The organism is Desulfoscipio gibsoniae DSM 7213 (assembly GCF_000233715.2).
Classification (GTDB): Bacteria; Bacillota; Desulfotomaculia; order Desulfotomaculales; family Desulfallaceae; genus Sporotomaculum; species Sporotomaculum gibsoniae.
In genome coordinates this window covers 2,220,475-2,246,640 of record NC_021184.1, presented here as the reverse complement: position 1 = coordinate 2,246,640, position 26,166 = coordinate 2,220,475, and the positions used below count along the sequence as shown (strand labels likewise).

The window sequence follows — 26,166 nt, the reverse complement described above, 5'->3', positions numbered from 1 at the left end:
GGGGGATAAATATGCAGGAAATCCTTTCTCAGGGTGAAATTGACGCATTATTGGATGCATTAAATACTGGTGACATCCCTATAGAGGAAATTGATACGAAAACCGGTCAAGAAATAAAAATTAAAAGTTACGACTTTCGCCGGCCAAATAAATTTTCCAAGGAACATTTAAGAACCCTGGAAATACTGCACAACCTTTTTGCTCGACATGTAACAAGTTTTTTGTCAGGCTATTTAAGATCAAATGTAAACATTGAATTAGTTTCTGTGAGCCAGACCATATTTGACGAATTTATACGTTCTATACCAACTCCTACAGTACTTACAATATTTGACTTGTTGCCTTTGAATGGATCAGTTATATTGGAGGCTAATAATGCTTTTATATTCCCTGTAATTGATTTAATGTTTGGTGGGAACGGTTCTACCGGAGATTTAAACAGGGAATTAACCGATATTGAAATTCAGGTAACTAAAAAAATAATGACCAAAATTTTAGAATACTTTATTCCTACTTGGCAGGATATTTTCGAGGTTAAACCGGAATTATATTCCGTAGAAACAAACCCCCGTTTGCAGCAGCTTTATTCGCCAAATGAAGTGGTAGCACTTTTAACGTTTACTGTATCACTAGGGGAAAATATCCAGGGAATGATAAATTTATGTTACCCGTATATTACGCTGGATCCCGTAATTGCCAAACTTTCAATGCGACAGCAGTTCATCAGAAACTTTTCATCTTCCCATGAAGACGACTATGCTAATATTTTACACTGGTTAAATCATTGCAATATCGATATTACTGCTGTGCTGGGCGATACCCAAATAACGGTTAATGACCTTTTGCAAATACAACAAGGTGACGTTATTGTACTTGATCAGAATATTAATAGTGACATTAATGTATTAGTTGGAGAAAACTTAAAATTTGGCGCGCAGGTGGGATTAGTAGACGAAAATTTGGCTATTCAAATTGTTTCGCTTATTGAAGGGGAATTTAATAATGATTGATAATAAACTACTCCAACAAGAGGAAATAGATGCTCTGTTAAATGGAAATGATATTCAACAAAAACAACCTGAAAATGATAATGGCAGCGATTTAACACAAGATGAAATAGATAAAATGCTCCGGGGCGCTCAAGACAGCTACCAGTTATCTCAATCTGATAAAGATCAAAATTTAGATCAAAATGATATTGATGCTCTCATAATGACTGCCCAAAACGACCGGCAGGAATTACTTGAACGCCAGGGTGAGGATTTGGATAATGAGCGGCTAGTTGATGAAGATGAGCAAGACAATGAGGGAGCGTCGTTTAATAATACTGAGGCCCTAATAGATTTAACTTCGGACTTAACTGTAGAAGAAAAAGACGCACTGGGTGAAATAGGTAATATTTCTATGGGGTCTTCTGCCACTACCTTATCCCAGTTATTAAACAAGCGAGTGCAAATTACCAGCCCTAAAGTAATTGTAACCAACCAAGATGATTTTTTTAATCAGTTTGATAGTCCTTATTTAATTATTAAGGTAAAGTTTACGAAGGGCTTTGATTGTTACAATGTTCTAATAATAAAAATGCATGATGCCATTATTATGGCTAATTTGATGATGGGCGGCGACGGGTCCGAACTTTCGGAAGAGATTTCTGAAATGGAAATCAGCGCCGCTTCAGAAGCCATGAATCAAATGATAGGCACCGCGTCAACAGCCTTGGCAGACCTTCTGGAACGAAAGTTTTATATATTACCTCCGGAAACCGATATAGTTCAGAACACAGAAAAAATAAACGTTACTCTACCATTCGGTGATCCCATAGTAGTTATTTCATTCCGTATGAAGATAGAAGATTTATTAGATACAAGTATTATGCAGGTGCTAGATATAGAAACTGCCCGTGAACAGGCTATGCTACTTTGGAAAAAGCTTAGTGGCGGAGATGATGCACTAATTACATCTGTTCCCCAAAAACCGGCGGGGCATGAAAAGGTACTCGATCTTAACGCAAGTGCATCGACCGGAGAACAAATTCTTCATGAAGTAACTGAAGCAAGTTTTACGAAAAGTGAAGAAGAGCTAAACCAACCACAAGATATGGAAAAAAATATTTTATCCGGTGTGGCTCTTGATAAACTTAATTTACTTTTGGATATTCCTTTGAAAGTATCGGTAGTACTGGGTCGTGCTAAAAAACAAATTAAAGAGGTATTACAAATGACCCCGGGAGCTATTGTAGAGCTGGAAACATTAGTCGATGAACCTGTAGATATACTGATTAACGGAAAGTTAATTGCAAAAGGCGAGGTTGTGGTGGTAAATGAAAACTTCGGTATTAAAATTAACAGTATAATTTCTACCAAAGCAAGGATTGATACCTTAAAAGGATAAAAAGTAAAAGAGATATACTTGCAATAAAAAGTCTATTTTCATTTATAATTAGGGCTTGCTGAACCGAACTTATTTTAATTAAAACAGTATAATAACGGTTCTTGAAAACCCAGATTATACCGAAACAGACGCCGCATAAAAAAGAACAAAAGAACACGGAGCCTACGTTCCAAATTCATTACTAGGAACTGCAGGCAGATCACGCTTTCGGCGGTCTCTTTTAGACGTGCCATAATACGTGCCAATCCATAGCGACGCTTGCCTTCTCCGAATTTCGCTTCTACAGCATTGCGTTCGCTGGCATCTTGCCGTTCTATGCGTCTCTGTTCTCTCTGTAGTACTTTATCAATCAGTGGTCTTCCTAGCCGTGGTCCACTGAGCCGTATGTTATATCTATCGCAGAAGCGCAGGTTTTCCCTATTCCGGTATATTTTGTCTGCCTGAACGGCTTCAGGGTAGTACCCGTACTTTTGGCGGTAATATTCCACCGATTCTTGCAAGGTTACCCCTTCATTAAAGGCGTCCCAACTTAGCGTTTCCACAAAGGCGTAACCATCTATCATACTGATAGCGACTTTGGCACCGAACTCGACATCAGCTGTGGCTTTACCTCGGACAATGGGACGCACATGCGGCTGGCTGATGCTTACAATGCGATCATTTATCTTGTGTTTGCGGTAGGTATACATATGGAGTTGTTGTTCATAGACCATACGTATGGTGCGCAATGTATCCTGTTGTTTCTGACTTAGACCATGACTATCACCGGCCATAGCTAGTAGGCGGTCTACAGCACTTAGGTTGCGCCTCACATAGCGCAGCTGCTTGCCGATGGCTTTTCGGATAGCTTTTTTACCAGGCTTTCTGTTGTGAACAATGTTAAGGTAGGCTTTACGAGCTATTTGACGATAAGTACGTGGTCTTCTACCTGGCTTACCAAGAGTCTTGTGCACGAGATCGATAATGTTATCCAACTTCTCCCTAGCTTCGTTAAGCAAGGATAAGTCAGTGGGGTAGCGTATGTCTGCCGGGGCGCAGGTGGCATCCAAGATGAGTTTGCCTTTGTTTGCCGGATATACCTCAAAAGAAGAGGCTTTGCTTTTTGGGCTATTTGGTTCTTTCGCGTGCGTTTTTTTGCCACCTGAAGGTGGTTTAGGCTTGTTGTCATCGTCCTTCTTTTGCTCTTCCGCTTTCTTGGCGGCACGACAGATTTCTTCGTTGATATCTTTTAGGGTTTCAGAGCCAAAACGCTTACGAAAGTGGACCATTAGTGAAGAATCAAATGGCGGCCGATCATGGTATTCCCTTAGACCGATAAAGTATTGCAAATAGGGATTCTCAGTGATCTGCTCCACTGTTTCACGGTCACTATAGCCACATTTCTCTTTAATGATTAAGGCACCAAGGGCCATTCTGACGGGTTTAGCCAACTGTCCACGGTTGCTGGGAAAAAGATTGGCATAGCGTTCTTCGATGCTTTCCCAGGGGATAATTTTAGCTAGTTTTACCCAGCGGTTATCAGCTCTTAATTTGCCTTCAAAAGGCAATATAAATTCTTCAAGATAATATTGGTTTTCCACTTTACGGAACATATTTTTTGCCTCCAGGTGCACGGTTTTTGCAATCTTTACCGCATTTTCCATGCATCTTATTTCGACAAATATGCTCCTAAATCCTTGATTTTATTGGGTTTTTGTTTAGTTCAGCAAGTCCTAATTAGGGCCTTCCGATATTTACTTGAGCAGTGAAAATCTTTTACGCTACTTTAAATTGTTTGGACAAACTATCAAGCTCCTCAGCCATCCCGGCAAGGTTCTGACTTGTCGAAGAAATCTCTTCTACACTTGCCGTTTGTTCCTCGGCCGTTGCAGCAACGTTTTGCACACCCGAAGACATCTGCTCTGCGGCTGACGCTACAGACTGTATTTCTCCTGAGAGATTCTGAACTGCCGAAATGATTTTTTCAAACGTTGTTCCTACATCCGATACAACAGCTGCTCCTTCTTTTACCTGGGCGATGTTGTCAGTCATACTTTGAACAGCTTTATTTGTTTCCTGCTGGATTGATGTAATAAGATCATGAATTTCTTTTGCAGCGTCTGCCGACTGTACGGCAAGCTTTCTTACCTCTTCGGCAACCACTGCAAAACCGCGTCCCTGTTCCCCCGCTCTAGCTGCCTCAATAGCAGCGTTCAAGGACAGTAAATTGGTTTGTTCAGCGATTTGGGTAATTAGTTCTACAATTTGAGAGATCTTTGTTGCAGATTCATTCAATGCGTTAATAACTTCACCGCTGGTGGTAGTAGCGTTTTCAATGGCCTCCATCTGTATACCTATGCGGTTTATTCCCTCGTTTCCTTCCCGGGCATATGTAGTGGCCTGTTCTGATATTTCTGCTATGTGCTGCGTATTAACAGTGACCTGTTCAACGGTACTGGCCACCTGATTAGTTGTTGATGCTGTTTCCTGAGCACCTGCGGCGACATTTTGTGAACTTGCTGAAAGTTGCATTGAGGATGAAGCAATAACCTGAGATTTTTCCTGAATTTGAATAACTAAACTCCTTAAGTTTAGTATCATTTTATTAAAAGCCATTGCTAACTGGCCAACCTCATCTTTTGTTTTAATGTCAATTTCTTTACCAGTTAGGTCGCCCTCAGCAATTTTAGCTGACTCTGCGGCAACTTTTCTAAGTGGCAGGGAAATTGAGCGGGCAAGGAAAAAGCCCAGCAATAAGCCTATTAGCAAAGCTAAAATACTGGAAAACAATGCTATTCTCTTCATGGAAGTAAATTCCGTGTTGATATTTTGGACAATTGTCATAAGGTTGTTGTTTCGTTCTTTCGCATATGAGTCCGTAGCGTTATTAATATTGTTCGCTAATGGTAACCCTTCGTTTATAGCCACTGCGTTAGCTTCTTCTTCTTTACCCTCTCTAATAAGGGGAATATATTTATCCAGGAATAATGCACTATATTGATCCTGGTAATCCTTTAATGTCTGAAACTTTTCTTTGTTTGAGGACTGTCTGGCCGTATCTATCATGGTTTGAAGGATGGAGATATTTTCCTCACCCAGTTGTCTAAGCTGTTCAACGTAATTATCCTGCTTATAATACATATACCCTCGCATGGCAGCCGATTGAGCAGTAAAATTATTCCTAATATTACTTAGCTGCTGACTTCTTTCAAACTCATGAGGGATGTTGCTCACATTAACCTGTACGTCTCCAATCTTATGATAAACAATACCTGCAGCAATTGTAAATATAGCTATAACAAAAATAAAACCACTAAGAATTTTTAATTGTAATGACATGTCCTACTCCTCTCCAAAATTTAATTAATCATTTTTTAATCAAAAACATACTTTTTTATTATTCTATTTATCCCCACCTCGTTTAACAATTCAAAATATTTAATATGCAATTCCTTCCTGGTTATTCGGTTACCTGTATCTTTCCGATGAACATCCATAAACACTATCACATCCCCGGGCCAAATGAGGCTAATATGGTAATCATAAGTAATTTATACCATATCCTGGTATTGCGATATATCGATTAGATATCAATATTTTAGCACTAATTGCATATATCATCAATAAATATTGGAACTTATAGTGTTCTAGAAAAAGCCATGCAGGCTATTATCCAGGAACACATAGATGAGATTAAAGAACGCTCCGGCCTGTCCTTTGCCAAGGCACTGGGGGTGAAGCACAATGAATAGCCCTTATTAAAGCAGATGCGGTATAAAAAGGCCTTGAGGACGATGAATTAATTTAGCTAAGGTCCAATGCCAGTGGCAATGACTTATTAAGGCTCAAAATCAGGGGTTGCCTGACATTGGACCTTTTTTCTCCCGCAAAACTTCTAATTGGAACCTTTAAGAACCCTCCTCCTGCTTCCTTTAACTGTGCTTCCCAGTAGGGGATTAAAAAACTTTCTTTTTATTCATATAATCCTCGACATACATCAATGTTTCACCAAAGCGCTGGAAGTGTACGACTTCCCGCTCCCTCAAAAAGCGCAGCACGTCTTTGACCTGCGGGTCATCGGTTAAATGAAGCAGGTTTTCATATACGGCCCGGGCTTTTTGCTCTGCGGCCAGGTTTTCGTGTAAATCAGCTACCGGATCTCCGGTGGCGGAAACGTAAGCGGCAACCCAGGGTACCCCGGCAGCATTTTCCCAGTACAAGGCGCGTCCGTGATCCGCATAATGACTTCCTAAATCTGCTGCCTTAATGGCTTCAATGGGAGCGCCTTCGATGAGTTTATATACCAGTGTGGCAACTATTTCCATATGCGCCAGCTCTTCAGTGCCAATGTCGGTAAGCACCCCCTTGGCCATGGCGGTGGGCATAGTGTAACGCATATTCAGGTAGCGTAAGGAGGCGGAAAGTTCCCCCTCCGGACCGCCGTATTGAGTAATGATGTATTTGGCCAGCTTGGGGTTAGGCGCGCTTACCCGTACGGGTATTTGCAATTTCTTCTCGTATACCCACATACTCACATATCCCTTCCTTTATATTAGTACTTGATTTCCCAGGGCCACGGGCTATCAATCCATTTCCAGCGATTTTGCACAGCCGGAGAATAACCGTAATTAAGCATTGGACCGTAGATTTTCTCATAGTTGCGCACAGCTTTTAATAAATCATTGTGTACCTGGTTAAACATGTTCAGCGCCTGCTGGTCATTGGGATGGGTATCCAAGAACAAGTTCAGTTCCGTGGCCACGATTGATAATTGTTGTATCTGTAAGAGCATTTGTACTTGGTTGCGATGATCCACAATAATTCACCTCCGTAAATTAGTACGGGTATGGTCTATACAATTCAGGAAACAAAGTGCCCGTTTCCAATGCCCGGGCAGGGGTATTTACTTTCCCCCACCTCTGTATGAGAATGTACGCCCTGGCCAGTTCCATTCCCGGGTAGACGCCGGGTTGATCGGGGTACCCCGGGTAAACGGGATAATCAGGGTAACCGGGTTGAGCTGGTTTTCCTGGTTGATAACCGGGACCGAAGCCTGGCTGGCCGGGATAGGGCGGCAAACCGTCAGACTGCACCGGGTCAAAGGGTGCATACATTGGATCAACGGGCTGAAGGGGTTGATGCGGGTCAGTTCCACCCGGCTGACCGGGGACCGGCCCCAGACCGGTTGATGCTGCGGCACCGGTTTTATGGTCTTTAGACTGCACCTTAACCTGATCCGGCTTTTTATCGTCTTTGTTATTCAAAATGCATACCTCCAAAGCAATAAATTTCAGTAATCACTTAAACCAAATTATGTAAAAGATGCTAATGGTGTTACTTAATTAGATGCAAATTCTATAGAATCAGGTGCTGTATACTAAAAAGGAACCTATTTATCGATTAGCTTTCATGCCAGCTAAAAAATTTGTATTAACAGGACATAAAGATAGTAGTGAGGAGGATGACGACGGGAGTAATAAAGGAGGTTTAAAGCAGTTACAAAATAGTTGAATAAAAGGTATAAAATATACAAAAAGCCATTGCCACAAACACCTGTTCCATTGTAAAATAGATACAGGAGGTGAAGTGGCATATGAGTGTTAAGTAAAAAAAAAGAAAGGAAAAGGTTTCTTAGCAGTTACAACCAATGACGCGTCGCAAAGACACATAGTGAAAGTCGGGCGCGGAGGTTGAAATCAACCAGGCGGTGGGTAACACCCCCTTCCGGGCAGGACGCTAGCTTTTTGGCAGCGGCGGGTAACCCTTCGGGGTGAGCCACCCGGAATATGGACGAGAGTCCATAGCTGAGCAGTTGAATCCTGTGACACTGCCTTCCGTTAGTCGGCGGGAGAGAAAGCTAAATAAATCTAGATTATCCTTTATAAATCAGATATGTTTAGGTTTCAGAAACCAGGAAACAAGAAGGTAGTTTTCAAAAAGCCTATTAAAATTAAAGATTTAAATAAGAAATAAAAAAGATTAAGTGCTGCCGGCAAGTTTACCGGCAGCACTTAATTGATATATATCTATCTATTTGCTTAATAATACAGCGAAAATTACTTATTGAGGCCATTACCTGAGAACATTTTTTCTATTTTTACTGCGGTCGTTTCAACTTTCAACTTTCAACACCCGGCACCAACTAACCAATTAAATTTTAACCTAAGCAAGCATGTTTTCCAGGTCGTTTTCCGGCGTGGTGATTAGCTGGAGGTTGTAGTTCTCCTGAATAACCGCCAGCACATTGGGTGTCAGAAACGCAGGTGCCGACGGGCCGATGCGGATATTCTTAATACCCAGGTGCAGCAGGGTGAACAGTATGGACACTGCTTTTTGTTCGAACCAGGACAGCACCAGGCTCAAGGGCAGGTCGTTTACACCGCAATTAAATACTTTAGCCAGCGCCGCAGCTACCTGAATGGCCGAGTAAGCGTTATTACATTGCCCCATGTCCAGCATGCGCGGAATGCCGTCGATGTCGCCAAGATCCAGGTAGTTGAAACGGTACTTGCCGCAGCCCAGGGTGATAACGATGCAGTCCTCCGGTATTTGCTTCACCAAATCAGTGTAATAGCTGCGCGAGGCTTTTGCACCTTCGCAACCCCCTACCAGGAAAATGTGACGAATTTTACCGGCTTTAACAGCGTCAACTACTTTGTCGGCAATAGAGAGCACAAAATTGTGGTGGAAGCCGGTAGTCAGTGTGCCGCCCGGTTTCTCGGGCAGTGCGCCCAGGGATTTAGCTTTTTCAATTACCGCTGTGAAATCACGGTTTTCTATGTGGGTTACTTCAGGCAGTTTGGCAATACCGCAGGTAAACATACGGTCTTTGTATGATTCCTTGGGCAGTAGTACACAGTTGGTGGTGCCTAAAATTGCCCCGGGGAATTCCTCAAATTCTTTTTTCTGGTTCTGCCAGGCGGAGCCGTAATGGCCAACCAGGTTCTTGAATTTTTTCAGTTCGGGATAAGCATGACCCGGCAGCATTTCGCCGTGGGTGTATACGTTTACTCCTGCTGCCTCTGCTTGCACCAGCAGTTCGTACATATCTAGAAAGTCGTGGCCGGTAATTAACACGGCCGGGCCCGGTTTAAAGCCTGTGAATACCTGGGTGGGTTCAGGGGATCCAAACCGCCCAACATTGGCTTTATCCAAAATTTCCATTGCCCGCAGGTTCATTTCGCCTAATTCAAGCACTTTTTTAACATGGTCATTTAAATCAAAGTTGACGTTGGTCAGGGTAGTGAAAAGGGCTTCGTGCATGAAGGCATCTACCTTTTCATCCCGCAGGCCCAGCTCTCTGGCGTGATAGGCATAAGCTGCTACGCCTTTGAGCCCGATAATCAAGGCATCTTGCAAGCTGGCAACATCCTCATTTTTACCGCAAACCCCTACTTTGGTGCATCCGGTTCCACCTGCTGTTTGTTCACATTGGTAGCAAAACATGTTTATTTCCTCCTTTGGTTGTATTTTTTTTTCGTGGTGTTTTTGATGTATATAATTTACCTTAAACAGCTGCCGGTCACTATGATATAGCTCACATACCGGGGTTTAGATTAATCACACGGAAAGTTTGATATTTGTAACAGTATTTAAGTGCTTGTACGTTTGGGTGAAAATATTGCCATACATTATAATTATTAGGCATTAATAAACATTAAATATTTTCTTAAACATTCATTAAATTATGGCAATTATTACCTCGTTACATATTTTCAAATTTCATTCAATATTAAAAGGGAAAAGACAGGTACCCGGTGAATTTAAATGTAAGGGAGGGGTAGTATGAAAACGGTGGCAGTTTACGGTTTTGCTGCCAGTACGGGCAAATCCTCCGTAGCTAAGGAATTAGCCGGTTTTTTTCATCTACAGGGCCGCAGTACCATGCTGGTGGATATGGATCTTGTAAAGGGTAACTTGGCTGAAAGGCTGGGCTTGAACAGCTCACCGAACATCGGCATATGGCTAAAGGATATATTTAAGTGGCTGGATAGTATACCTTGCTGGAAAATTAAATATACCATGGATGAAATAGAACCATACTTGCAAACCTTTGATGGCTTATCAGTACTGGCCAGTAACACTGAAGGCAATTTAGCCGGTTCACCATTGCTGCTAAACGGTGTCGATGTCTTGCTGCGCAGTTTGCTGGATACATCATTTGATGTGTTGATATTTGACACTAATGAAGAAGTGCGCGATTATACATTAAATATGTTGCTCAGAATGAATAAAGTGCTTTTAGTTGCTGAGCCATTTGGCTTTTCTTTGCCAAATGCGGAAGCTTTTGTGCGCCTGCTGGTTGATGAGGGGTTCAGTATGGACAAGTTTGGGCTGGTGCTGAATCGTTATCCTACCTATGCTGAGGAAGACCCCCTGGAAATAAGCCGGGCCCTGGGGGTACCCCTTTACGGAGTATTGCCCAATTATCCGGATTTAACTGGGAAAAAAGGTTACGCCAGGATTTTTACTATGAACCGCACCAACCGGTTTACTGAAGAAGTGGGTAAAATTGCCGACAAAATATGGGGTGAAAATTTTTTTGTCTAATATGTATATATCGAAAACCATTGAAACCAAGCTCGGCTTACTGGTATTTGAAGGGCCGGTTAAAGGCGAATTATTAGCCAATTATAACATGCATGCTGAATTAAGCAATTTTCGGCCGCCGGATCTTCAAAAAGCCGCGCTGTGCAAAATTACAGATTTTCCTGAGGGCATGGTATTTATTGTCCGCAACTGCCAGACAGTCATCGGCTATGTTACTTTTCACTACCCTGATGGTTACAGCAGGTGGCGCAGGCACCCTGCAGTGCTGGAACTGGGGGGTATTGAAGTAGCCAATAGTTTCAGGCACAACCATGTGGCTTCTAGATTACTTGAAATAGCTTTAAGCAGCGGGCTTATGGAAAAAAATATTGTTATTACCACTGAATACTTCCGGCACTGGGATACAAACGGCAACCGAATGAATGTCTGGGAATACAGAAAAATGTTGGACCGGCTTTTTGGAAAGTTTGGATTTGTTGTCAAACCAACCGACGACCCCGATATTCGGGAACATTCGGTCAATGCTTTAATGGCCCGCGCCGGCTCGGAATTGAACAAGGATGATCTAATACTTTTCGAAAGATTACAATTTAAAAAATCAATGCTTTAATCATGCGATAAACGCAATTATAAAAAGAACTTTTAGGCAGCCGTAGTTTTACACGGCTGCTATTTTATTTGCTCCACTGGGCAATTTATGTAAACATCCACGTTTATTTTAACCCCAATTATTACCGCAAGTTATGCAATGGGTAAAATGAGTGCCGGGCACTTTATCGGCAAAGACTATGCTAAGTAGTGTACTATATGCACAAAGGAGTGAGGTAATATGCAATTATCACCGGGAGAACGAGCTTTGCTGGCTTACTTCCCCAGCAGCAGCGCCGCTGAGTCAGCAGCGAAGGAATTGAGGAATAATGATTATGATACCGTTCAGGTGGACCGGGTTAGCCGGTATGGTGCCACCAATGATGCCGAAATAAATAATGCCCTAATGGGAAGGGCAGAGACCATCACCGGTCTAACCCTTTATTCCGCCGGCACTGATAGTTTTGTTGATAACGACACCCGGGTGCTGTTGGGGGCCGACCCATCAGTCAGCGGCTACGGCAACCACGATTACGGGGTGGCAGGCGGAAGCGCCTTTTTAGTCACTGTAGTGACTACTGATGATTATACCGGCAGGGCAGAGGAGATACTAAAAAATAACGGGGGCAAACTTTAGGCGAAATTTCAATATTTCGGCTAATAGCGTTAAACACCCGGGACATCCGCAAAATATGGTGCAGAAAGGGGGTTTATAAATGCCGGAGGAACCTAATAACCTGTCCCTTTACGCAGAGCAAATGCGCGAGGAACAGGAGGTGCCCATACTATCGCCTGAGTGGCTTAATGTACTGGAATCCGATTACATTGATACTTTTGATGATGCTCTAGATGTACTTGAAGATGCCCAACAGGTGAATGCGATGGATGTTCTGGAGGACCGGTCCGCCCATTACATTGACCAGTAGATAGCAGCCAGCTATAGTTTATTACCAAACCAGTTTCCGTTCTTTCATGCCGGCCGGAGGCTGGTTTTGTTGTTCATCAAACACCAAAATAACCCCATTAAACGCGGTAAACCCTGAGCAGCTTGTCTTTTTTGCTTTTTTTGGTTACAATGGTAAAGGTGCTTATAAATATAAGAAGGTAATTTTAACCTGACTAACTTGGCGTAAGTCTCCCACTTCTATAAGTGGGAGTACAACGCCAACTAAGTCATGCATTTGCAGTTCTAAAATTCAGGGGGAGTTGAATCTCCCCCTGAATTAAGAACTTGCTTCAAAGAACTAAAATCACCAGAGCAGACGATTGGAGGTCTTGCGGTTTGAAACGCGTGGTCAGTGTCAGCCTGGGTTCATCCAGGCGGGATCACCAGGTGCTGGTGGAACTGCTGGGCGAGCAGTTTGAAATCAGTCGCCTGGGCATGGACGGCGATTTTGACCGAGCCCTGGCCAAATTGCAGCAACTGGACGGGCAGGTGGATGCCATCGGACTGGGCGGTATCGATGTATATGTATATGCAGGCAATAAACGATACGCCTTTAAGGACGGGCTGAGATTAATGGAAGCCGTAAAAACCACTCCGGTGGTGGACGGCAGTGGTTTAAAAAACACTCTAGAGCGTGAAACGGTTACATATTTGCTACAGAATACAGATTATATAAAAAAAGGTACCCGGGTGCTCATGGTCAGCGCGGTGGACCGGTTTGGCATGGCCGAGGCTTTTGCGACAGCACAATGCGATATCACCTATGGCGATTTAATTTTTGCCGCCGGTATACCTTATCCCATTAAAACTTTGCAGGAGTTGGAAGAAATAGCCGCCAGGCTGCTGCCGGAAATGACTAAACTGCCATTTCATATGCTTTATCCCACTGGCAAGCAGCAGGAAACCCGGGACGAAGAAAAGACGCAAAAATTTGCCCAATATTACCAGGATGCCGAGGTTATCGCCGGTGATTTTCATTTCATCAAACGTTATTTGCCGGACAAGCTGAACGGGCAGATGATTATCACCAATACCACTACTGCTGCAGATTTAGAACTTTTAAGTCAATGTGGTGCCGGCCGTTTGGTGACTACCACCCCGGTATTTGAAGGACGCTCCTTTGGCACCAATGTAATTGAGGGTGCACTGGTTGCACTGTTAGGTAAGCCCTGGGAGAATATCAACCCTGTTGACTATCTGGGAATCATCAAGCAGCTCGACTTCAAACCGCGTATTATTGAAATGGTGAATTAATTAACCTTTACCCGTGCTCCCCCAGCAGGCTCTCTTTTGATTAACAGTATTTCAGCAAGTGGAGGATGTTTATGGCTACACATGAAGAAATTGCTGCTAGCTTACAGGCTTTTTGTGAAGGTTATCAAAATAATCAAAAGCTGAAATTAATGAACCGTGATTGGAACCGGATCATTGTAATTAAGGCTAATGATATAGACTCCCAGCATACCCTGACCCTGCATAACGGTGAGTTGTCACTAACCCAGGGTACGCCGGGCCAAACTGCGGATTTGGTGGTTACATCGGACAGCGAAACACTGGCGGACATGTTTTACGGCGATATTACCCCTACTGAACCATACATGAACGGCACTCTGGTTATTCAGGGTACAGAGGATGATATTGTGCGCCTGGACTTTATATCACTGATGATTTGGGGTGAGTGACTTGCAGTTGAAAAAAGTGCTCACCCTGCGTACTATTGTGGCCACCAGCGCCGGTCTGACACTATCCAGTGCCACTTTTGCGGCAGCGGTGCAGGTGGCCGGCTTTTTGGCGGGCGATGCCGCCTGGCTGGCTATTCTTACTGGTGGGCTGCTGTGTATGACAGCGGCCCTTTGTTTTAGTGAATTGAATGGTATGACTCCTTCGGCGGCGGGTATCCGCCTTTATTTTAGCCGGGCTTTTAATGACCGGCTTGCCCTTACAGTGTCCATGCTGTATATGCTGGTCATTATGGGGGTGATTGGAGCGGAAAGCTATATACTGGCTCAGGTTTTAAACGAGGTCTGGCCGTCCGTACCCGCACTGGTTTGGATACTGGTCATGTTCATTACTGTTACGGTGATCAATATGGTGGGTATTAAAATCGCCGGTGGTTTTCAGGATATGATTACCTACGGTTTGATTCTGTCTCTGGTGTCTATAGCATTCATCGCCCTGGTCCGGGTGGATTTTCAAATTACCGCTCCAGTGGCTACAGGCGGTGCGGTGGGACTGGTTAACGCGGTGGCGGTGGGTATTTTCCTTTTTGTGGGATTCGAGTGGGTAACCCCGCTGGCTGAAGAAGTGACCCACCACCGTCTCATATCCCGGGGCATGTTGCTGGCCATTGGTCTTCTCAGTGTTATTTACTCACTTTTTACTATGGCCATGACTGCCACAGTAAGCCGCGAGGTGCTGGCCGGCTCACCCATACCCCAGCTGATTTTCGCCCGCAGTTTACTTGGTGGTGCCGGGGTGGTTTGGATGGTGGTCATAACTCTGGCAGCTTCTATTACTACTTTTAACGCCGGCTTAATCAGCGTATCCCGTTTTATTTATGCTTCGTCCAGGGAACATGTTCTGCCACAGGTGTTCAGCAAGCTGAGCATGCGCTTCTTTACACCGTGGGTAGCCGTGCTTGCTATATTTATCATTGGCCTGGTTATTTCCACGGTTGTGCTGGTGACACAGCGGTACCTTGTGTTGGTGAACATGGCCGCGGCCATGGAGAGTATTATATACGCCCTGGCGGGGTTGGCCGTGATTAGACTGCGCAAAAAAATGCCTGGTGCCAACCGCCCCTACCGCATACCGGGTGGTTATATTATCCCGGTCACCTGCGTGGTAGTTTTCACCGGCCTGACACTGGCTGTATTTGCCAGTTTCCCCAATGTGCTGTTGTATATCGGCTTGGGCCTGCTGTTCTGCTTCTGGTACGTAAACGTGGTGGTACCCGAGCTAAAGAAACGGCATCAGGCCCAAAAGGGGGCTGCCAGGCAGCGCAAGCGACCGTTGCCCCAGGCCGGCGGCAAGGCAGGGGATTAGATTGAACACTATGGCTATAGCAAAAGCGGGGTAAGCAGCCCCGCTTGGTTACCTTACAGTTGATGTATTTAGTTTTGGTTAATTGTTATTACTTTTCAGCCGTAAATATATCGTTATAACTACTGCAGGCCCAGCAGGTGGTACACTTCAGCATTGACCGAATTATCTCTGGACAAGCCCCGGCTTTCACGGAATTGCAGCACGGCTTTTTCCATGCCGCCGCCCCAGATACCGTCGATGGGGCCATCATAGAAGCCCAGCCTTTGCAGTCGTAGCTGCACTTCCATAACATCACCTCCGCGCTCATCCCGCCGCATGGTTCTATATTGGCTGGGCTGGTAGCGAAACTGGTTGCCAATTAACGTTACCGGTGTGCCTGGCTTGACCCAGGGGTAAATCTCCTCCACATTATGGTTGTTCATGCGGATACAGCCGTGGCTGGCATAACTACCGATGGCATGGGGCTTATTTGTTCCGTGAATACCATAGATGCCCCAGGGTACTGTCAGCCCGAGCCAACGGGTGCCGAATCCAGTACCCCAGTTCGCGGCCTTGCGCAGCACTTGAAAGTTTCCAATGGGCGAGGGAGTTTTATATTTACCCACCGCCACCGGGTATTGTTTGTAAGGTTCACCGTCTGATAGCACTGTCAATTTGCGCCGGTAGGTATCCACAACAATACTCACCTCGCCTGGGGGAGGCGGCGTTTTATTTTGAGCGCCCCATACAAACTGAACCTCATCGAGTTCCTGCCAGACAAATTCCTCTACAACACCATCAGGTTCAAGTCCATGGGACCTTTGAAATTCTTTCACCGCTTCTATAGTAGCCCCCCCGTATACACCGTCAATGGGACCATGGTAATAGTCTAATTCTTTTAACCGCTCTTGCAACTGAGTTACATCATCACCCACAAGAGCTGGTTCCTTAACCATTAGATCTCGTTTTACCTCCAGCGCCGGATCATAATAGGGACAACCGGGCACGATACCTGCCTCCGCCCGGGTAGGGCCGGCACCCAGGATTGTTGCCACAACCGTTAACGAGGTAAGTAAGAATATTGCTACAAACATGCCTATATAACTGATTTTTTTTTGCTTAAGCATTTTCCCCCTCCAGGGTCAGACTTAAACTTTCTTAAACAAAGTGTATTAATGGATATTGCAATGATAAGAATCAAACACATATTGCAATTAAAATACAAATTACAAACATACACGAACAACAATTAAAGACAAATTTTCAAATCACATCTATGAGACTGCACTTGCACAATTAATTTTCCCATACTGCGCAGGGTATATTCCCATGTTTATTTGTCATAAAACGGAGGTTAAGCCCATAAAGATAAATGGACAAACTCTAAGAGAGGGGGCCATCAAAATATGAAGGCGGCCATCAAATTTTTTATTTATCTGGGACTGATTATAGTAGCTTTATATTCCTCCGGCTGTGCCAGTGATGCACAAGTTTCTGCAGGTCAGAATGTCACCTCAGAGCAAGGGCAGGTACCAAATGATGCTATCGGTAACCAAACAGCAGTTAACGGCCAAACGTCTGTGAAGAATGGACAGGAAATGGGCAGCATGTCCTCCAACAACGCTGCAAATAGCACCACGCCTGACAATACAGCCGATCCCCAAACAGCAACCGGGGCTGCAACCACTACGGTAGTGCTGTACTTTGCCGATGCAGATGGCTATCTACAAGCTGAACGGCGTTCCGTTAATAAAACAGCTGGTATAGCCCGGCAGGCCATGCAGGAATTATGCCGGGGCCCGCGTACCCAGGGATTATCCGCTACCATGCCCGATGGTACCCGGCTGCTGGATATTAATATTCGAAACGGTCTGTGCACCGTCAATTTTAGCCGGGAACTGGTTTCCAAGCACAGCGGCGGGTCAGGTTCGGAAAACGCTACGGTTTATTCGATAGTAAACACTTTAACCCAGTTCAGCAGCGTAGAGCAAGTGCAGATATTGGTGGACGGGCAAGTTGTTGAATCCATTGCTGGCCACCTGGATGTCAGTGTGCCGCTTACCCGAGACAGTGAGCTGATCAGGGCCAGTGCACAGGTGCAGTATAAATAGTATGCGGTATTCCTAAAAGAGCTAATGCCAACTTAATTGTTGAAACTCAAAATCAGGCTGATGGGCCGAACGGTAGGCAGGGATATAGTCATGGCCGCCGTCCACTGCAATTGTGCTGCCATCTCTGGCGGAGCGCAGCATATCCAAAATTGTTTTGGCGTCCCCGTACTCCATTTCCGGAGTGACGGAAATTACTTCCCGACCTGCCATGGCATTATAAAGATTCAGCAGCTCATTGTAATAACCACGCTGCGGGCGGTAATTGATTTGCTCTGCCCGGCCGTCGTTATACGCGATATTAATAGTACCGCAATCCTTCTCCTCAAGGTAAATCATCCCGGCAGTACCAAATATGCGCAGGCCGATAAGGGGACGCTGCATTTCCTTGCCCGCGCTGTAAAAGCTAAATTGACCGGTTACACCGCTTTTAAAGCGTATGTTTACGTTAATCACAGCATAGGGGGCGAAGTCATCGTGCTGTGGCACTCCAAAAGACTGTAGTTTATCAATTGCACCGAATATATGGCGCAGGGCGGCGACATCGTGCACCCCGCTATCCATGATTACGCCGCCCGCAAATACCGGGTGCTGGCGCCATTCCTCCCTTGCAAATTCATTTTTCAGCATATCCTCCGGGAAACAAGTCACCCGGTTGTGGATGAAATAAATGGGATTACCTATTCTCTTCTGCCTGACTAAATCACGAATGATATTGATTTCCTCACTGTAACGGTAATTCTCCGCGATCATAATGGGCACACCATAGCGACGGGGCAGTTCGGCGTGGGCCCGGGCCTGTTCATAATTAGCAGCCAGTGGTTTCTCGCAAATAATAGCCCGGCCGGGCTGATGGGATATAGCCCGGGCTACGTCCTCGGTGACCCGAAAATTATGTTCAATAGGAACCATAATATCAAAAACGTTAATATCGCCCCGCCAGAGCATGGGACGGTAATCGGTATAAACATTATTGCCACCCAGGCCTAACCGCTCAGCCCAGGGGCGGGTTTTATCGGGCTCCGGGTCGCAAAGGGCCACGATTTCAAACTTATCGGACAGTTCCTGGTAAGCGGGATAATGCAGCCGTGAAAAGGCCAGACCTGTGCCGATAATCCCCACTTTCAGCTTATCCATAACATATTCCCCCATTGTCATTGTTTATTTTTTATTATGCAGCCGGAAAAGACAAACTATCCATTTTTTTTACTGGATAGGGAACTTTTCCGCTGCTTTGAACGTCTTTTTATTATTTATGAGAACAACCATTGGTAATTTGCACTTTCTATAGCAATTTTTAGCAGCCAGCATCCCCAAAAGGTATTTGAAGTTTTTTGTTGAACTATAGGTATGCCAGATAATTTTTTGGGAAATGAGGAAACTTGATATGAAAAAGCATTGGAACTGGAAACAGAAGATAAAAAAAGGATTTATTATATCCTGCCTGTTTACGGCGGGACTGATACTCGCACCTTCGGCAGTTTCTGCCGCCACCCAGCTGACCGTAGGAGGCAGCACCGTTAACGTGCGGGGCGGACCGGACACCAACACCGCTATTGTAGCCAGTGTACATAAAGGGGAACAGTTTACGGCCCTTGATCAGCGTGGCGATTGGTACAAAATCAAAGTGGGCAATGCAGAGGGCTGGATTGCCGGCTGGCTGGTGCAGGCTAAAACGGTGGCCGATACTCCCACCAGTTACGCCGTAGTCAAGTCCAACTCCATAAATGTGCGGGGTGGGCCGGGGACAAGCCATACGGTGGTAAGCCAGGTCAATGCTAATACGAAACTTCCCGTACTGGAACTTTCCGGAGACTGGGTGAAGGTGCAGCTGCCCGGTGGTGGCGCTGGATGGGTGGCCGGCTGGCTGGTGCAAATACAAAAGTCCGGCGATCAGCCAACACCGGCCCAGCAGGTACCGTCAGCCGGTCAGGCTGACCAAAGCAGCAGCCAGCCTGGCAGCCAAAACAATACGGTCCAAGTAAAACAGGCCACGATAACCGCTTCAACAGTTAATGTGCGGTCAGGGCCTGGTACTTCAAACGGCATAGTAGCCAAAGTGAATCAAGGTGAAAAATATACTGTTACCGAAGTTAATGGCCAGTGGCTAAAAATAAGCCTGCCCGGGGGCAAAGCCGGGTGGATTGCCGCCTGGCTGGCCGGCGTCAGCGAAGTTGCAATAAACCAGCCAGCCGCTCATACCGGAGACAATAATACGGGACCACCGGCCCAGACCCAGCCGTCAGCAAGCAGCAACACCGTTGCTACCGGCGGCGTAAAGATAAAGCAAGCTACCATTACTGCCACAGCAGTTAATGTGCGGTCAGGGCCTGGAACTTCGAACAGCACTATAGCCAAAGTGAATCAAGGTGAAAAATATACTGTTACTGAAGTTAATGGCCAGTGGTTGAAAATTAGCCTGCCCGGGGGCAAAGCCGGGTGGATTGCCGCCTGGCTGGCCGGCGTCAGCGAAGTTGCTGCGGCTCAGCCAAATGCCCCTTCCCAGGGCAGCAGTAGTGGTTCCGGCGGCACTGGCAATACAGGTAATGGTGATAACTCAGATAACACCGGCATCAACGACACCGGTAACGTGCAGGTAGTGATCAATGATAACGACGTCAATTTGCGAGGCGGCCCTGGTACACAGCACAATATAGTCGCCCAGGTCAGCCGGGGTGCACGGTTAGGGGTGCTGGAGCGAACAGGCGACTGGTACAAAGTCAGCTTGGAGGGCGGCGTAATTGGCTGGGTGGCCGGTTGGATGGTTGATATTGAACAGGCTGAGGCTTCCCCGGCACCGGGAGATCCGCCCGTGGAAACCGAGGACACCGACCAAAGCGATAAAATTAATCCTGGAACATCCCTAAATCTGGAAAAAATTGAAGTAAAACAGGAAAACAACCATACCCTGGTATCCATCAAGGCCGCCGGGGAACTAAACTACGACATGTTTTTGTTGACCAATCCCCAGCGGTTGGTAATTGATCTTAAGAACACCAATATCGGTGATTTACCTGAAAATGTGACGGTAAATACCGAGGCGGTAGCACAAATGCGCACCGGCTTATTTGGCACAGACCCACCGGCGGTGCGGGTGGTTTTGGACTTAAAAAAAGCGGTGGTTAGCGTGGACAAGCTGTCCAGCGACCGGCAGCAGCTGGACCTGGATATTTACGTTCCCGAGTTGGGCGAATTTTTGCAGGGGCGCGTCATAGCCATTGACCCCGGACACGGCGGCAGTGACCCGGGCGCCATCGGGCCCACCGGCCTTCAAGAAAAAGATGTTAACCTGGACATTTCCTTGAAGTTAGCGCAATTGCTCAATGAAAATGGAGCCCGGGTCGTTTTGACCAGGAGCGACGATAGATTTGTTGATCTATATGAGCGCACTGCTATAGCCCAGCGGGAAGGTGCCGAGGTATTCTTGAGCATCCACAGCAATGCCAATGCAAGTCGCGACAAAAACGGCACTAGCACTTATTACCGTCGTGATACCGGAGAATTTCCCCCGGGTATAGATCAAGCAGATAACCGGCGCTTGGCCGGGGCCGTCCAATCGGAACTGCTCCGGACGCTGGGCAGGCGCAGCCTGGGTGTGTTACAGTCCAATTTTGTAGTATTGCGCACTTCAACTGTACCGGCAGTCCTAGCGGAGGTGGCATTCATATCCAACCCCGAGGAAGAACAAATGTTGCGGCAGGAAACGGTGCGAGCTAAAGTGGCGGAAGCACTGGCCTTGGCACTGAATAATTATTTTGCACCTTAATTTTAATTAGTTAATTAAAACCGTTGTTCCCTAATACATGGAGCATCGGTTTTTTTTTGCTGTTTGAAAATGTGGCAAAATAATTGATGACCAATGTTTTATAGAATACGTTTTAGGCTAAAAAAGTGGTACAATATGGTGGGCTGCGGGTTCTTAATAAACTTATAGAACTACCATTATGGTCATTGCCCTTAGGCAGCCTACTCGGAGCTTGTAAATTTGTACTATAACGTTATGGTGCGGGAAAGGATATGGATGTAATAGAAATAGGGTGCAAAAACTGGTGGAGATGAGCACATGCAATTAACTGTTCTAGGGTGCTGGGCGCCCTACCCCCGACCTGGGGAAGCCTGCTCGGGCTACCTGCTGCAGGCCGGGGCCACGGCACTGATGCTGGAGGCAGGTCACGGCAGTTTTGCCCGGTTGACCAAACATATTGATTATCATCAGCTTGCTGGGCTGGTGGTCACCCACTACCACATGGACCATTATGCCGACATATACTGCCTGCGCCACGCCATCGAGGGAGCCAGGCGTGATGGCCGTATGGAAAACACCATTAAACTGTTTATACCACCGGAACCTGTGGAAATATACCGTCAGCTGGCGAGTTATACCGGGGCCTTTAATGTAGTCAACATAGAAGATCTGCCCGCTGTTATCTTGTCCCCAACAGGTGCTATTAAAGATGTGTCGGCTAAATTTGCCAGGCTAAATGATCTTACCCTGTATTTTATTCCCACAGCGCACGCCCTCCCCGGTTACGCCGTGCTGGCCCGCACGGGGGAGCAATCTTTCTTTTTTACCGGTGACACTGCTCCCACGGCGGATATAGTGGGTGCTGCCCATAATGTCCAGCTACTGCTTTGCGAGGCCAGCGGACTGGATAAAGACGCAGACTATCTGGCCGGAGCGCACATGACAGCCCGGCAGGCCGCTACCCTGGCCCAACAGGCCAAAGTACAGCGGCTCATACTTACACACTTCTGGCCCGAATATAACGTCCATGATTTACTGGCTCAAGCCCGGGAGTCCTTTGGTAATTCGGTGTCGGCAGCAGAACAGGACGCGGTATTTAAGTGGCCTTAAAGTAAAACTGCTGTAATATGATGGGCGCTAACAGGGTAAATAAAAAATTATTTCAGTGCTATATTTTACCATGTATTACCATTTACATTACATATAAATTGGAGGAAAAAAATGAATAGAGTGGATGGCAGGAAAAATAGTGACATGCGGTCGGTGAAAATAACCCGGAACATAAATAAACATGCTGAAGGATCCGTTTTAATTGAAGTGGGCGATACCAAAGTTATCTGTACTGCTACGGTGGAAGAACGCTTGCCCAGCTGGCGCAAGATGGAAGGCAAGGGAGGGTGGCTTACCGCCGAATACGGTATGCTGCCCAGGAGCACGGGACAGCGCATGATGCGGGATGCCATGCGGGGCAGGCAAAACGGGCGCAGTCTGGAAATACAGCGTCTTATCGGAAGGGCGCTGCGTTCGGTTACCGACCTTCAGGCACTGGGTGATTATACTGTAACCCTTGACTGTGACGTAATCCAGGCGGATGGGGGCACCCGGACAGCTTCCATAACCGGTGCCTTTGTCGCACTGGCTGATGCAATGCATAACCTGGTATTAAAGGGCAAGCTGGAGAAAATGCCGCTTAGGGATCTGGTGGCCGCCACCAGTGTGGGACGGGTCAACGGCGAGTTGGTTTTGGATCTTTGTTATTCCGAAGATTCCACTGCTGAAGTTGATATGAATATTGTAATGACCGGCAGCGGCCGGTTCGTGGAAATCCAGGGTACCGGAGAAGAGGCTTCATTTAGCAGAGATGAAACCAGTCAGTTACTGGATCTGGCTGAATTGGGCATCAGGCAGTTGGTGGAATATCAAAAAAGCATTCTCGGCACATTGACTGACGGTATCGGAGGCCCCAGATAAATGGACTCAATGTATCAAATGAAATATAAAAGGGTGATAAAATAGTGGATGGAAACACATCTAATTATCAAGATATTATAGTTAGTTTAAGAAAGTTTAAGTCTGACCCCATTATTTTAGCTACTCGCAATGAAGGCAAGGTGCGGGAATTACAGCAGCTGTTATTGGGTACTGATTTTAAAGTGGAATCACTGGCATGCTACCCTGACGTGCCTGAAGTGGTGGAAGATGGTGACACATTTAAGGCCAATGCTGTAAAAAAGGCACGGGAGGTGGCGGTTGCACTGGGGAGAACCACCCTGGCCGACGACTCCGGGCTGGTGGTGGATTACCTGGATGGGGCCCCCGGGGTGCATTCGGCCCGCTTTGCAGGACCGGGTCATGATGACGCAGCCAATAACCGTAAACTTTTGCAGCTACTAAATGACGTACCACAGCAAAAGCGCACGGCACGTTTTTGCTGTGTAGTTGCGGTAGCCACTCCCGACGGCCAGGTTGCCACCACACAGGGAAGCTGCGAGGGTATAATTATTGATGAGCCCAGGGGGGAAAACGGATTTGGTTACGACCCCTTATTTTTAGTACCCCAGTATGGCAAAACATTTGCCGAGCTGGACAGCGCCATAAAAAATGCCATCAGCCACCGGGGAAGGGCGCTACAAAAGGTCAGGGATATATTGAAAGCAGCGGCGAATGACGGCAATATATAAGCTGTTTTGCCCTATATGAACCCGACTGATGTATGGATAATTGTATACTTAAAAAGAAAAATGATTACCTATCCGGCAGTTATGGGGTATTGTGAGAGAAAATCCCCTTTGTACAGGTTATTAAACGATCATGGGTGGTAAGAAAGTAATACTTGTTAAAAATGCTTGCTAAACAAACACAGCACCATGTACTATTTTGTGGTTTTGCTGACAAAGGAAGGGGAAGTGAAATTGTGCGCGTTGGTGTGATTAGCGATACGCACGGTTCATTCAGCACAGCCATGCAGGCAATTAATAAAATGGGAACGATAGACGCATTGATCCACGCCGGTGACTTGTACAGCGACGCACTGCAAATCAGTTCCGATATTAAAGTGCCTGTTTATGCTGTGACAGGTAACTGTGATATTACGGACCCGGGGCAGGAGGAACTAATCTTTACGCTTGGGGATTACAAAATTTACATCACCCACGGCCATCTCTACCGGGTTAAGAACACCCTCCAGTTATTGTATTACCGGGTTCAAGAAGTGGAAGCGCAAGTGGCGGTTTTCGGACATACCCATGTGCCGGTAAATACATGGCAAAACAATGTGTTACTATTTAATCCTGGCAGCACATCACGCCCCCCGCCTGGTGTAAAAGCGAGCTTCGGAATATTGGACATTGGAACAGACGGCGCAAAGGGGGAAATTTTCTCGCTATAGAAATGGAGGTCACCATGAAACAAGATCACCTTTCGTGGATGCGTAATTATTTGGAGCAAATTTATCAAACACCAATACTTGAAAACTTTCTTAAACTTCAAATTATTGAAATTGAAGAGGGAAAGATAATTTATAGTACAAAAATTATTGACAGACATTGCAATAGATATGGTTTTATACATGGTGGTACTTTAGCTTCTATTTCCGATGTGGCAATGGGAGTTTCCTGTCAAACACTGGGAAAACGTGTGGTTACTATTGATATGAGCATAAGCTATATAAAAAATGCACCTACAGCTACAGGTACAACACTTACTGCAGTCGGCAAGGTTATTAGTAATGGTAAAACAATCATGCGTGCTATAGGTGAAATATTTAATAAACAAGAACTCCTTGTAAGGTCTCAGGCTTCTTATTTTGTAATTGGTGATTTTTGTGAGGATGACTATCACCAACCTGAAAAAATTGATGATAACTTCCCTGAGGGTTAGTTTCGCTGCCATACAATTGTCTATTTGAACTGGATTTACAGCCGGAGTTTGAATTGCAACCGGCTTATCGGACATCTTCCGGGAATTATGTTAGACCAATTAAGTACCGGGCGGACTTCACTGGCCATAAAGGTAGCAGACTTTGAGGTGCTGCATCAGGGAGAAGCTGAGGACCATACCATTTGGCGCTTTGATAAGCCCTTGCTCAATTTCTTTTTTATTATTCACCGCAGCCCCGGCCCATGTGGCCGGGGTTATTTTTTTATGAGATTGTATACTTTATGCTTACCTGAGCTGCAATATGTCGTGGCTAACGGATAAGAAAATAAAACAAGTATATTGTGAAATTTAGAGTATTTAAAATTAACTATTCACGGACAAAAACTTTCTGTCTTGTAGTATACATGCTAATATAAATTATCAGAATTTTACGATTAAAAAAGGAGGAAAAGAAGATGTTACATTTAATGAAAGAAAAGCTATATGAAAAACTTGTAATAGGTGTATGGATGGTTTGTTACGGCTATTTATACTTTAGATTTCGTACAGGACTGTATAATAATTAAATTATGAGGAGGTACTAAAATATGGAGTTATGCCTAATAGAAACACTTTTATGAAGCCCCTGCCGTAATGGGAGGGGCTTTTAATTATGCGGAAAATTTGGGTCACTAAATATGAAGTCATACATAATTTTAACCCGCGGGGGTTTTTGTTTTTTGCAAAAGAAATTGGACATAATATTTTTAAATCCAGAGAAAGGAGGTATTCAATTGCCCAAATCAGAAAAGAAATTCCACAAGGAAACAACCGTTATAACACCAGGTATAGATGTAAACAATAAGAAAGATAATATAGGCAAAAATAAAACTAAGACCACTGTTTTTAATGATGAAGAAACAAGAAACATTTAATACGCCCTTCTGGGCGTTTTTTTAACCTTTCCAGGCAAACGA

Annotated in this window: 26 protein-coding genes; 18 read left to right on the top strand and 8 right to left on the bottom strand. The window is 45.4% G+C overall.

The window, feature by feature from the left end; translation table 11 throughout:
• Positions 1 to 11: 11 nt before the first annotated feature.
• Both fliM and fliY read left to right on the top strand, forming a co-directional pair.
• Entirely contained in the window at positions 12 to 1,010 is a 999-nt protein-coding gene (fliM, locus tag DESGI_RS10480) for a flagellar motor switch protein FliM (protein ID WP_006522062.1), read from the top strand.
• Positions 1,003 to 2,391 (top strand): flagellar motor switch phosphatase FliY, encoded by a 1,389-nt coding sequence (gene fliY, locus DESGI_RS10475; protein ID WP_006522061.1) that lies wholly within the window; start codon positions 1,003 to 1,005, stop codon positions 2,389 to 2,391. The genes fliM and fliY overlap by 8 nt, the downstream gene beginning before the upstream one ends.
• A gap of 74 nt (positions 2,392 to 2,465) precedes the next feature.
• Here the strand turns inward: fliY and DESGI_RS10470 are convergent, their stop codons facing one another.
• The 6 genes from DESGI_RS10470 to hcp form a co-directional block, all read right to left on the bottom strand.
• Positions 2,466 to 3,983 carry an IS5 family transposase gene (locus DESGI_RS10470; RefSeq protein ID WP_006524487.1) on the bottom strand — a complete coding sequence of 506 codons (1,518 nt, stop codon included), beginning with the start codon at positions 3,981 to 3,983 and terminating at the stop codon, positions 2,466 to 2,468.
• Between the two features lie 163 nt (positions 3,984 to 4,146).
• Positions 4,147 to 5,709, bottom strand: a complete 1,563-nt coding sequence (locus DESGI_RS10465) for a methyl-accepting chemotaxis protein (protein ID WP_006522057.1) — start codon at positions 5,707 to 5,709, stop codon at positions 4,147 to 4,149.
• Between the two features lie 617 nt (positions 5,710 to 6,326).
• A complete protein-coding gene (locus DESGI_RS10460) occupies positions 6,327 to 6,899 on the bottom strand; it encodes a manganese catalase family protein (RefSeq protein WP_006522056.1) in 573 nt (190 codons plus the stop codon).
• A 23-nt stretch (positions 6,900 to 6,922) separates the two neighbouring features.
• The gene (locus tag DESGI_RS10455; RefSeq protein ID WP_006522055.1) at positions 6,923 to 7,186 is read right to left on the bottom strand and encodes a spore coat protein CotJB; all 264 of its coding nucleotides are present in this window, start codon (positions 7,184 to 7,186) and stop codon (positions 6,923 to 6,925) included.
• A 19-nt stretch (positions 7,187 to 7,205) separates the two neighbouring features.
• The gene (locus tag DESGI_RS25665) at positions 7,206 to 7,634 is read right to left on the bottom strand and encodes a spore coat associated protein CotJA (RefSeq protein ID WP_006522054.1); all 429 of its coding nucleotides are present in this window, start codon (positions 7,632 to 7,634) and stop codon (positions 7,206 to 7,208) included.
• A gap of 898 nt (positions 7,635 to 8,532) precedes the next feature.
• A complete protein-coding gene (gene hcp, locus DESGI_RS10445; RefSeq protein ID WP_006522053.1) occupies positions 8,533 to 9,816 on the bottom strand; it encodes a hydroxylamine reductase in 1,284 nt (427 codons plus the stop codon).
• A 339-nt stretch (positions 9,817 to 10,155) separates the two neighbouring features.
• On the opposite strand from hcp, the gene DESGI_RS10440 reads away from it, so the two are divergent.
• The 7 genes from DESGI_RS10440 to DESGI_RS10410 all read left to right on the top strand — a co-directional run bounded on the left by DESGI_RS10440 (position 10,156) and on the right by DESGI_RS10410 (position 15,499).
• Complete coding sequence (locus tag DESGI_RS10440; protein ID WP_006522052.1) at positions 10,156 to 10,920, top strand: CpaE/TadZ family protein; 765 nt, start codon at positions 10,156 to 10,158, stop codon at positions 10,918 to 10,920.
• A 1-nt stretch (position 10,921) separates the two neighbouring features.
• Positions 10,922 to 11,530, top strand: coding sequence for a GNAT family N-acetyltransferase (locus DESGI_RS10435; protein WP_006522051.1), 609 nt, complete (start codon positions 10,922 to 10,924; stop codon positions 11,528 to 11,530).
• Positions 11,531 to 11,749: 219 nt separating this feature from the next.
• Positions 11,750 to 12,145, top strand: coding sequence for a hypothetical protein (locus DESGI_RS10430; RefSeq protein WP_006522050.1), 396 nt, complete (start codon positions 11,750 to 11,752; stop codon positions 12,143 to 12,145).
• A 79-nt stretch (positions 12,146 to 12,224) separates the two neighbouring features.
• Positions 12,225 to 12,434: a hypothetical protein gene (locus DESGI_RS10425; protein ID WP_006522049.1), complete on the top strand. Its 210-nt coding sequence runs from the start codon at positions 12,225 to 12,227 to the stop codon at positions 12,432 to 12,434.
• A gap of 356 nt (positions 12,435 to 12,790) precedes the next feature.
• Positions 12,791 to 13,708, top strand: a complete 918-nt coding sequence (locus DESGI_RS10420) for a DUF8754 domain-containing protein (RefSeq protein WP_006522048.1) — start codon at positions 12,791 to 12,793, stop codon at positions 13,706 to 13,708.
• A gap of 71 nt (positions 13,709 to 13,779) precedes the next feature.
• Positions 13,780 to 14,136 (top strand): SCP2 sterol-binding domain-containing protein, encoded by a 357-nt coding sequence (locus DESGI_RS10415; protein ID WP_006522047.1) that lies wholly within the window; start codon positions 13,780 to 13,782, stop codon positions 14,134 to 14,136.
• Between the two features lies 1 nt (position 14,137).
• The gene (locus DESGI_RS10410; RefSeq protein ID WP_052543938.1) at positions 14,138 to 15,499 is read left to right on the top strand and encodes an APC family permease; all 1,362 of its coding nucleotides are present in this window, start codon (positions 14,138 to 14,140) and stop codon (positions 15,497 to 15,499) included.
• A gap of 119 nt (positions 15,500 to 15,618) precedes the next feature.
• Here DESGI_RS10410 and DESGI_RS10405 read toward each other — a convergent pair whose 3' ends face one another.
• Positions 15,619 to 16,605: a L,D-transpeptidase family protein gene (locus DESGI_RS10405; RefSeq protein WP_006522045.1), complete on the bottom strand. Its 987-nt coding sequence runs from the start codon at positions 16,603 to 16,605 to the stop codon at positions 15,619 to 15,621.
• Between the two features lie 279 nt (positions 16,606 to 16,884).
• Between DESGI_RS10405 and DESGI_RS23040 the strand changes: the two genes are divergently transcribed.
• Positions 16,885 to 17,589 carry a GerMN domain-containing protein gene (locus DESGI_RS23040; protein WP_006522044.1) on the top strand — a complete coding sequence of 235 codons (705 nt, stop codon included), beginning with the start codon at positions 16,885 to 16,887 and terminating at the stop codon, positions 17,587 to 17,589.
• Between the two features lie 21 nt (positions 17,590 to 17,610).
• Here the strand turns inward: DESGI_RS23040 and DESGI_RS10395 are convergent, their stop codons facing one another.
• Positions 17,611 to 18,723 carry a Gfo/Idh/MocA family protein gene (locus tag DESGI_RS10395; protein ID WP_006522043.1) on the bottom strand — a complete coding sequence of 371 codons (1,113 nt, stop codon included), beginning with the start codon at positions 18,721 to 18,723 and terminating at the stop codon, positions 17,611 to 17,613.
• Between the two features lie 250 nt (positions 18,724 to 18,973).
• Here DESGI_RS10395 and DESGI_RS10390 point away from each other — a divergent pair, with 250 nt between their 5' ends.
• The 8 genes from DESGI_RS10390 to DESGI_RS10360 all read left to right on the top strand — a co-directional run bounded on the left by DESGI_RS10390 (position 18,974) and on the right by DESGI_RS10360 (position 26,124).
• Entirely contained in the window at positions 18,974 to 21,352 is a 2,379-nt protein-coding gene (locus DESGI_RS10390) for an SH3 domain-containing protein (RefSeq protein WP_006522042.1), read from the top strand.
• 297 nt (positions 21,353 to 21,649) lie between these two features.
• Complete coding sequence (locus tag DESGI_RS10385; RefSeq protein ID WP_006522041.1) at positions 21,650 to 22,441, top strand: MBL fold metallo-hydrolase; 792 nt, start codon at positions 21,650 to 21,652, stop codon at positions 22,439 to 22,441.
• 111 nt (positions 22,442 to 22,552) lie between these two features.
• Positions 22,553 to 23,302, top strand: coding sequence for a ribonuclease PH (gene rph / locus DESGI_RS10380; RefSeq protein ID WP_006522040.1), 750 nt, complete (start codon positions 22,553 to 22,555; stop codon positions 23,300 to 23,302).
• A gap of 44 nt (positions 23,303 to 23,346) precedes the next feature.
• Positions 23,347 to 24,012, top strand: a complete 666-nt coding sequence (locus DESGI_RS10375) for an XTP/dITP diphosphatase (RefSeq protein WP_006522039.1) — start codon at positions 23,347 to 23,349, stop codon at positions 24,010 to 24,012.
• A 161-nt stretch (positions 24,013 to 24,173) separates the two neighbouring features.
• A complete protein-coding gene (locus DESGI_RS10370) occupies positions 24,174 to 24,719 on the top strand; it encodes a metallophosphoesterase (protein ID WP_006522038.1) in 546 nt (181 codons plus the stop codon).
• Positions 24,720 to 24,733: 14 nt separating this feature from the next.
• On the top strand, positions 24,734 to 25,210 hold the full coding sequence (locus DESGI_RS10365; RefSeq protein ID WP_006522037.1) for a PaaI family thioesterase: 477 nt from the start codon (positions 24,734 to 24,736) through the stop codon (positions 25,208 to 25,210).
• A gap of 5 nt (positions 25,211 to 25,215) precedes the next feature.
• A complete protein-coding gene (locus tag DESGI_RS26430; RefSeq protein ID WP_083939812.1) occupies positions 25,216 to 25,356 on the top strand; it encodes a DUF1064 domain-containing protein in 141 nt (46 codons plus the stop codon).
• Positions 25,357 to 25,929: 573 nt separating this feature from the next.
• On the top strand, positions 25,930 to 26,124 hold the full coding sequence (locus tag DESGI_RS10360) for a hypothetical protein (protein WP_006522035.1): 195 nt from the start codon (positions 25,930 to 25,932) through the stop codon (positions 26,122 to 26,124).
• The last annotated feature ends 42 nt before the right edge of the window (positions 26,125 to 26,166 follow it).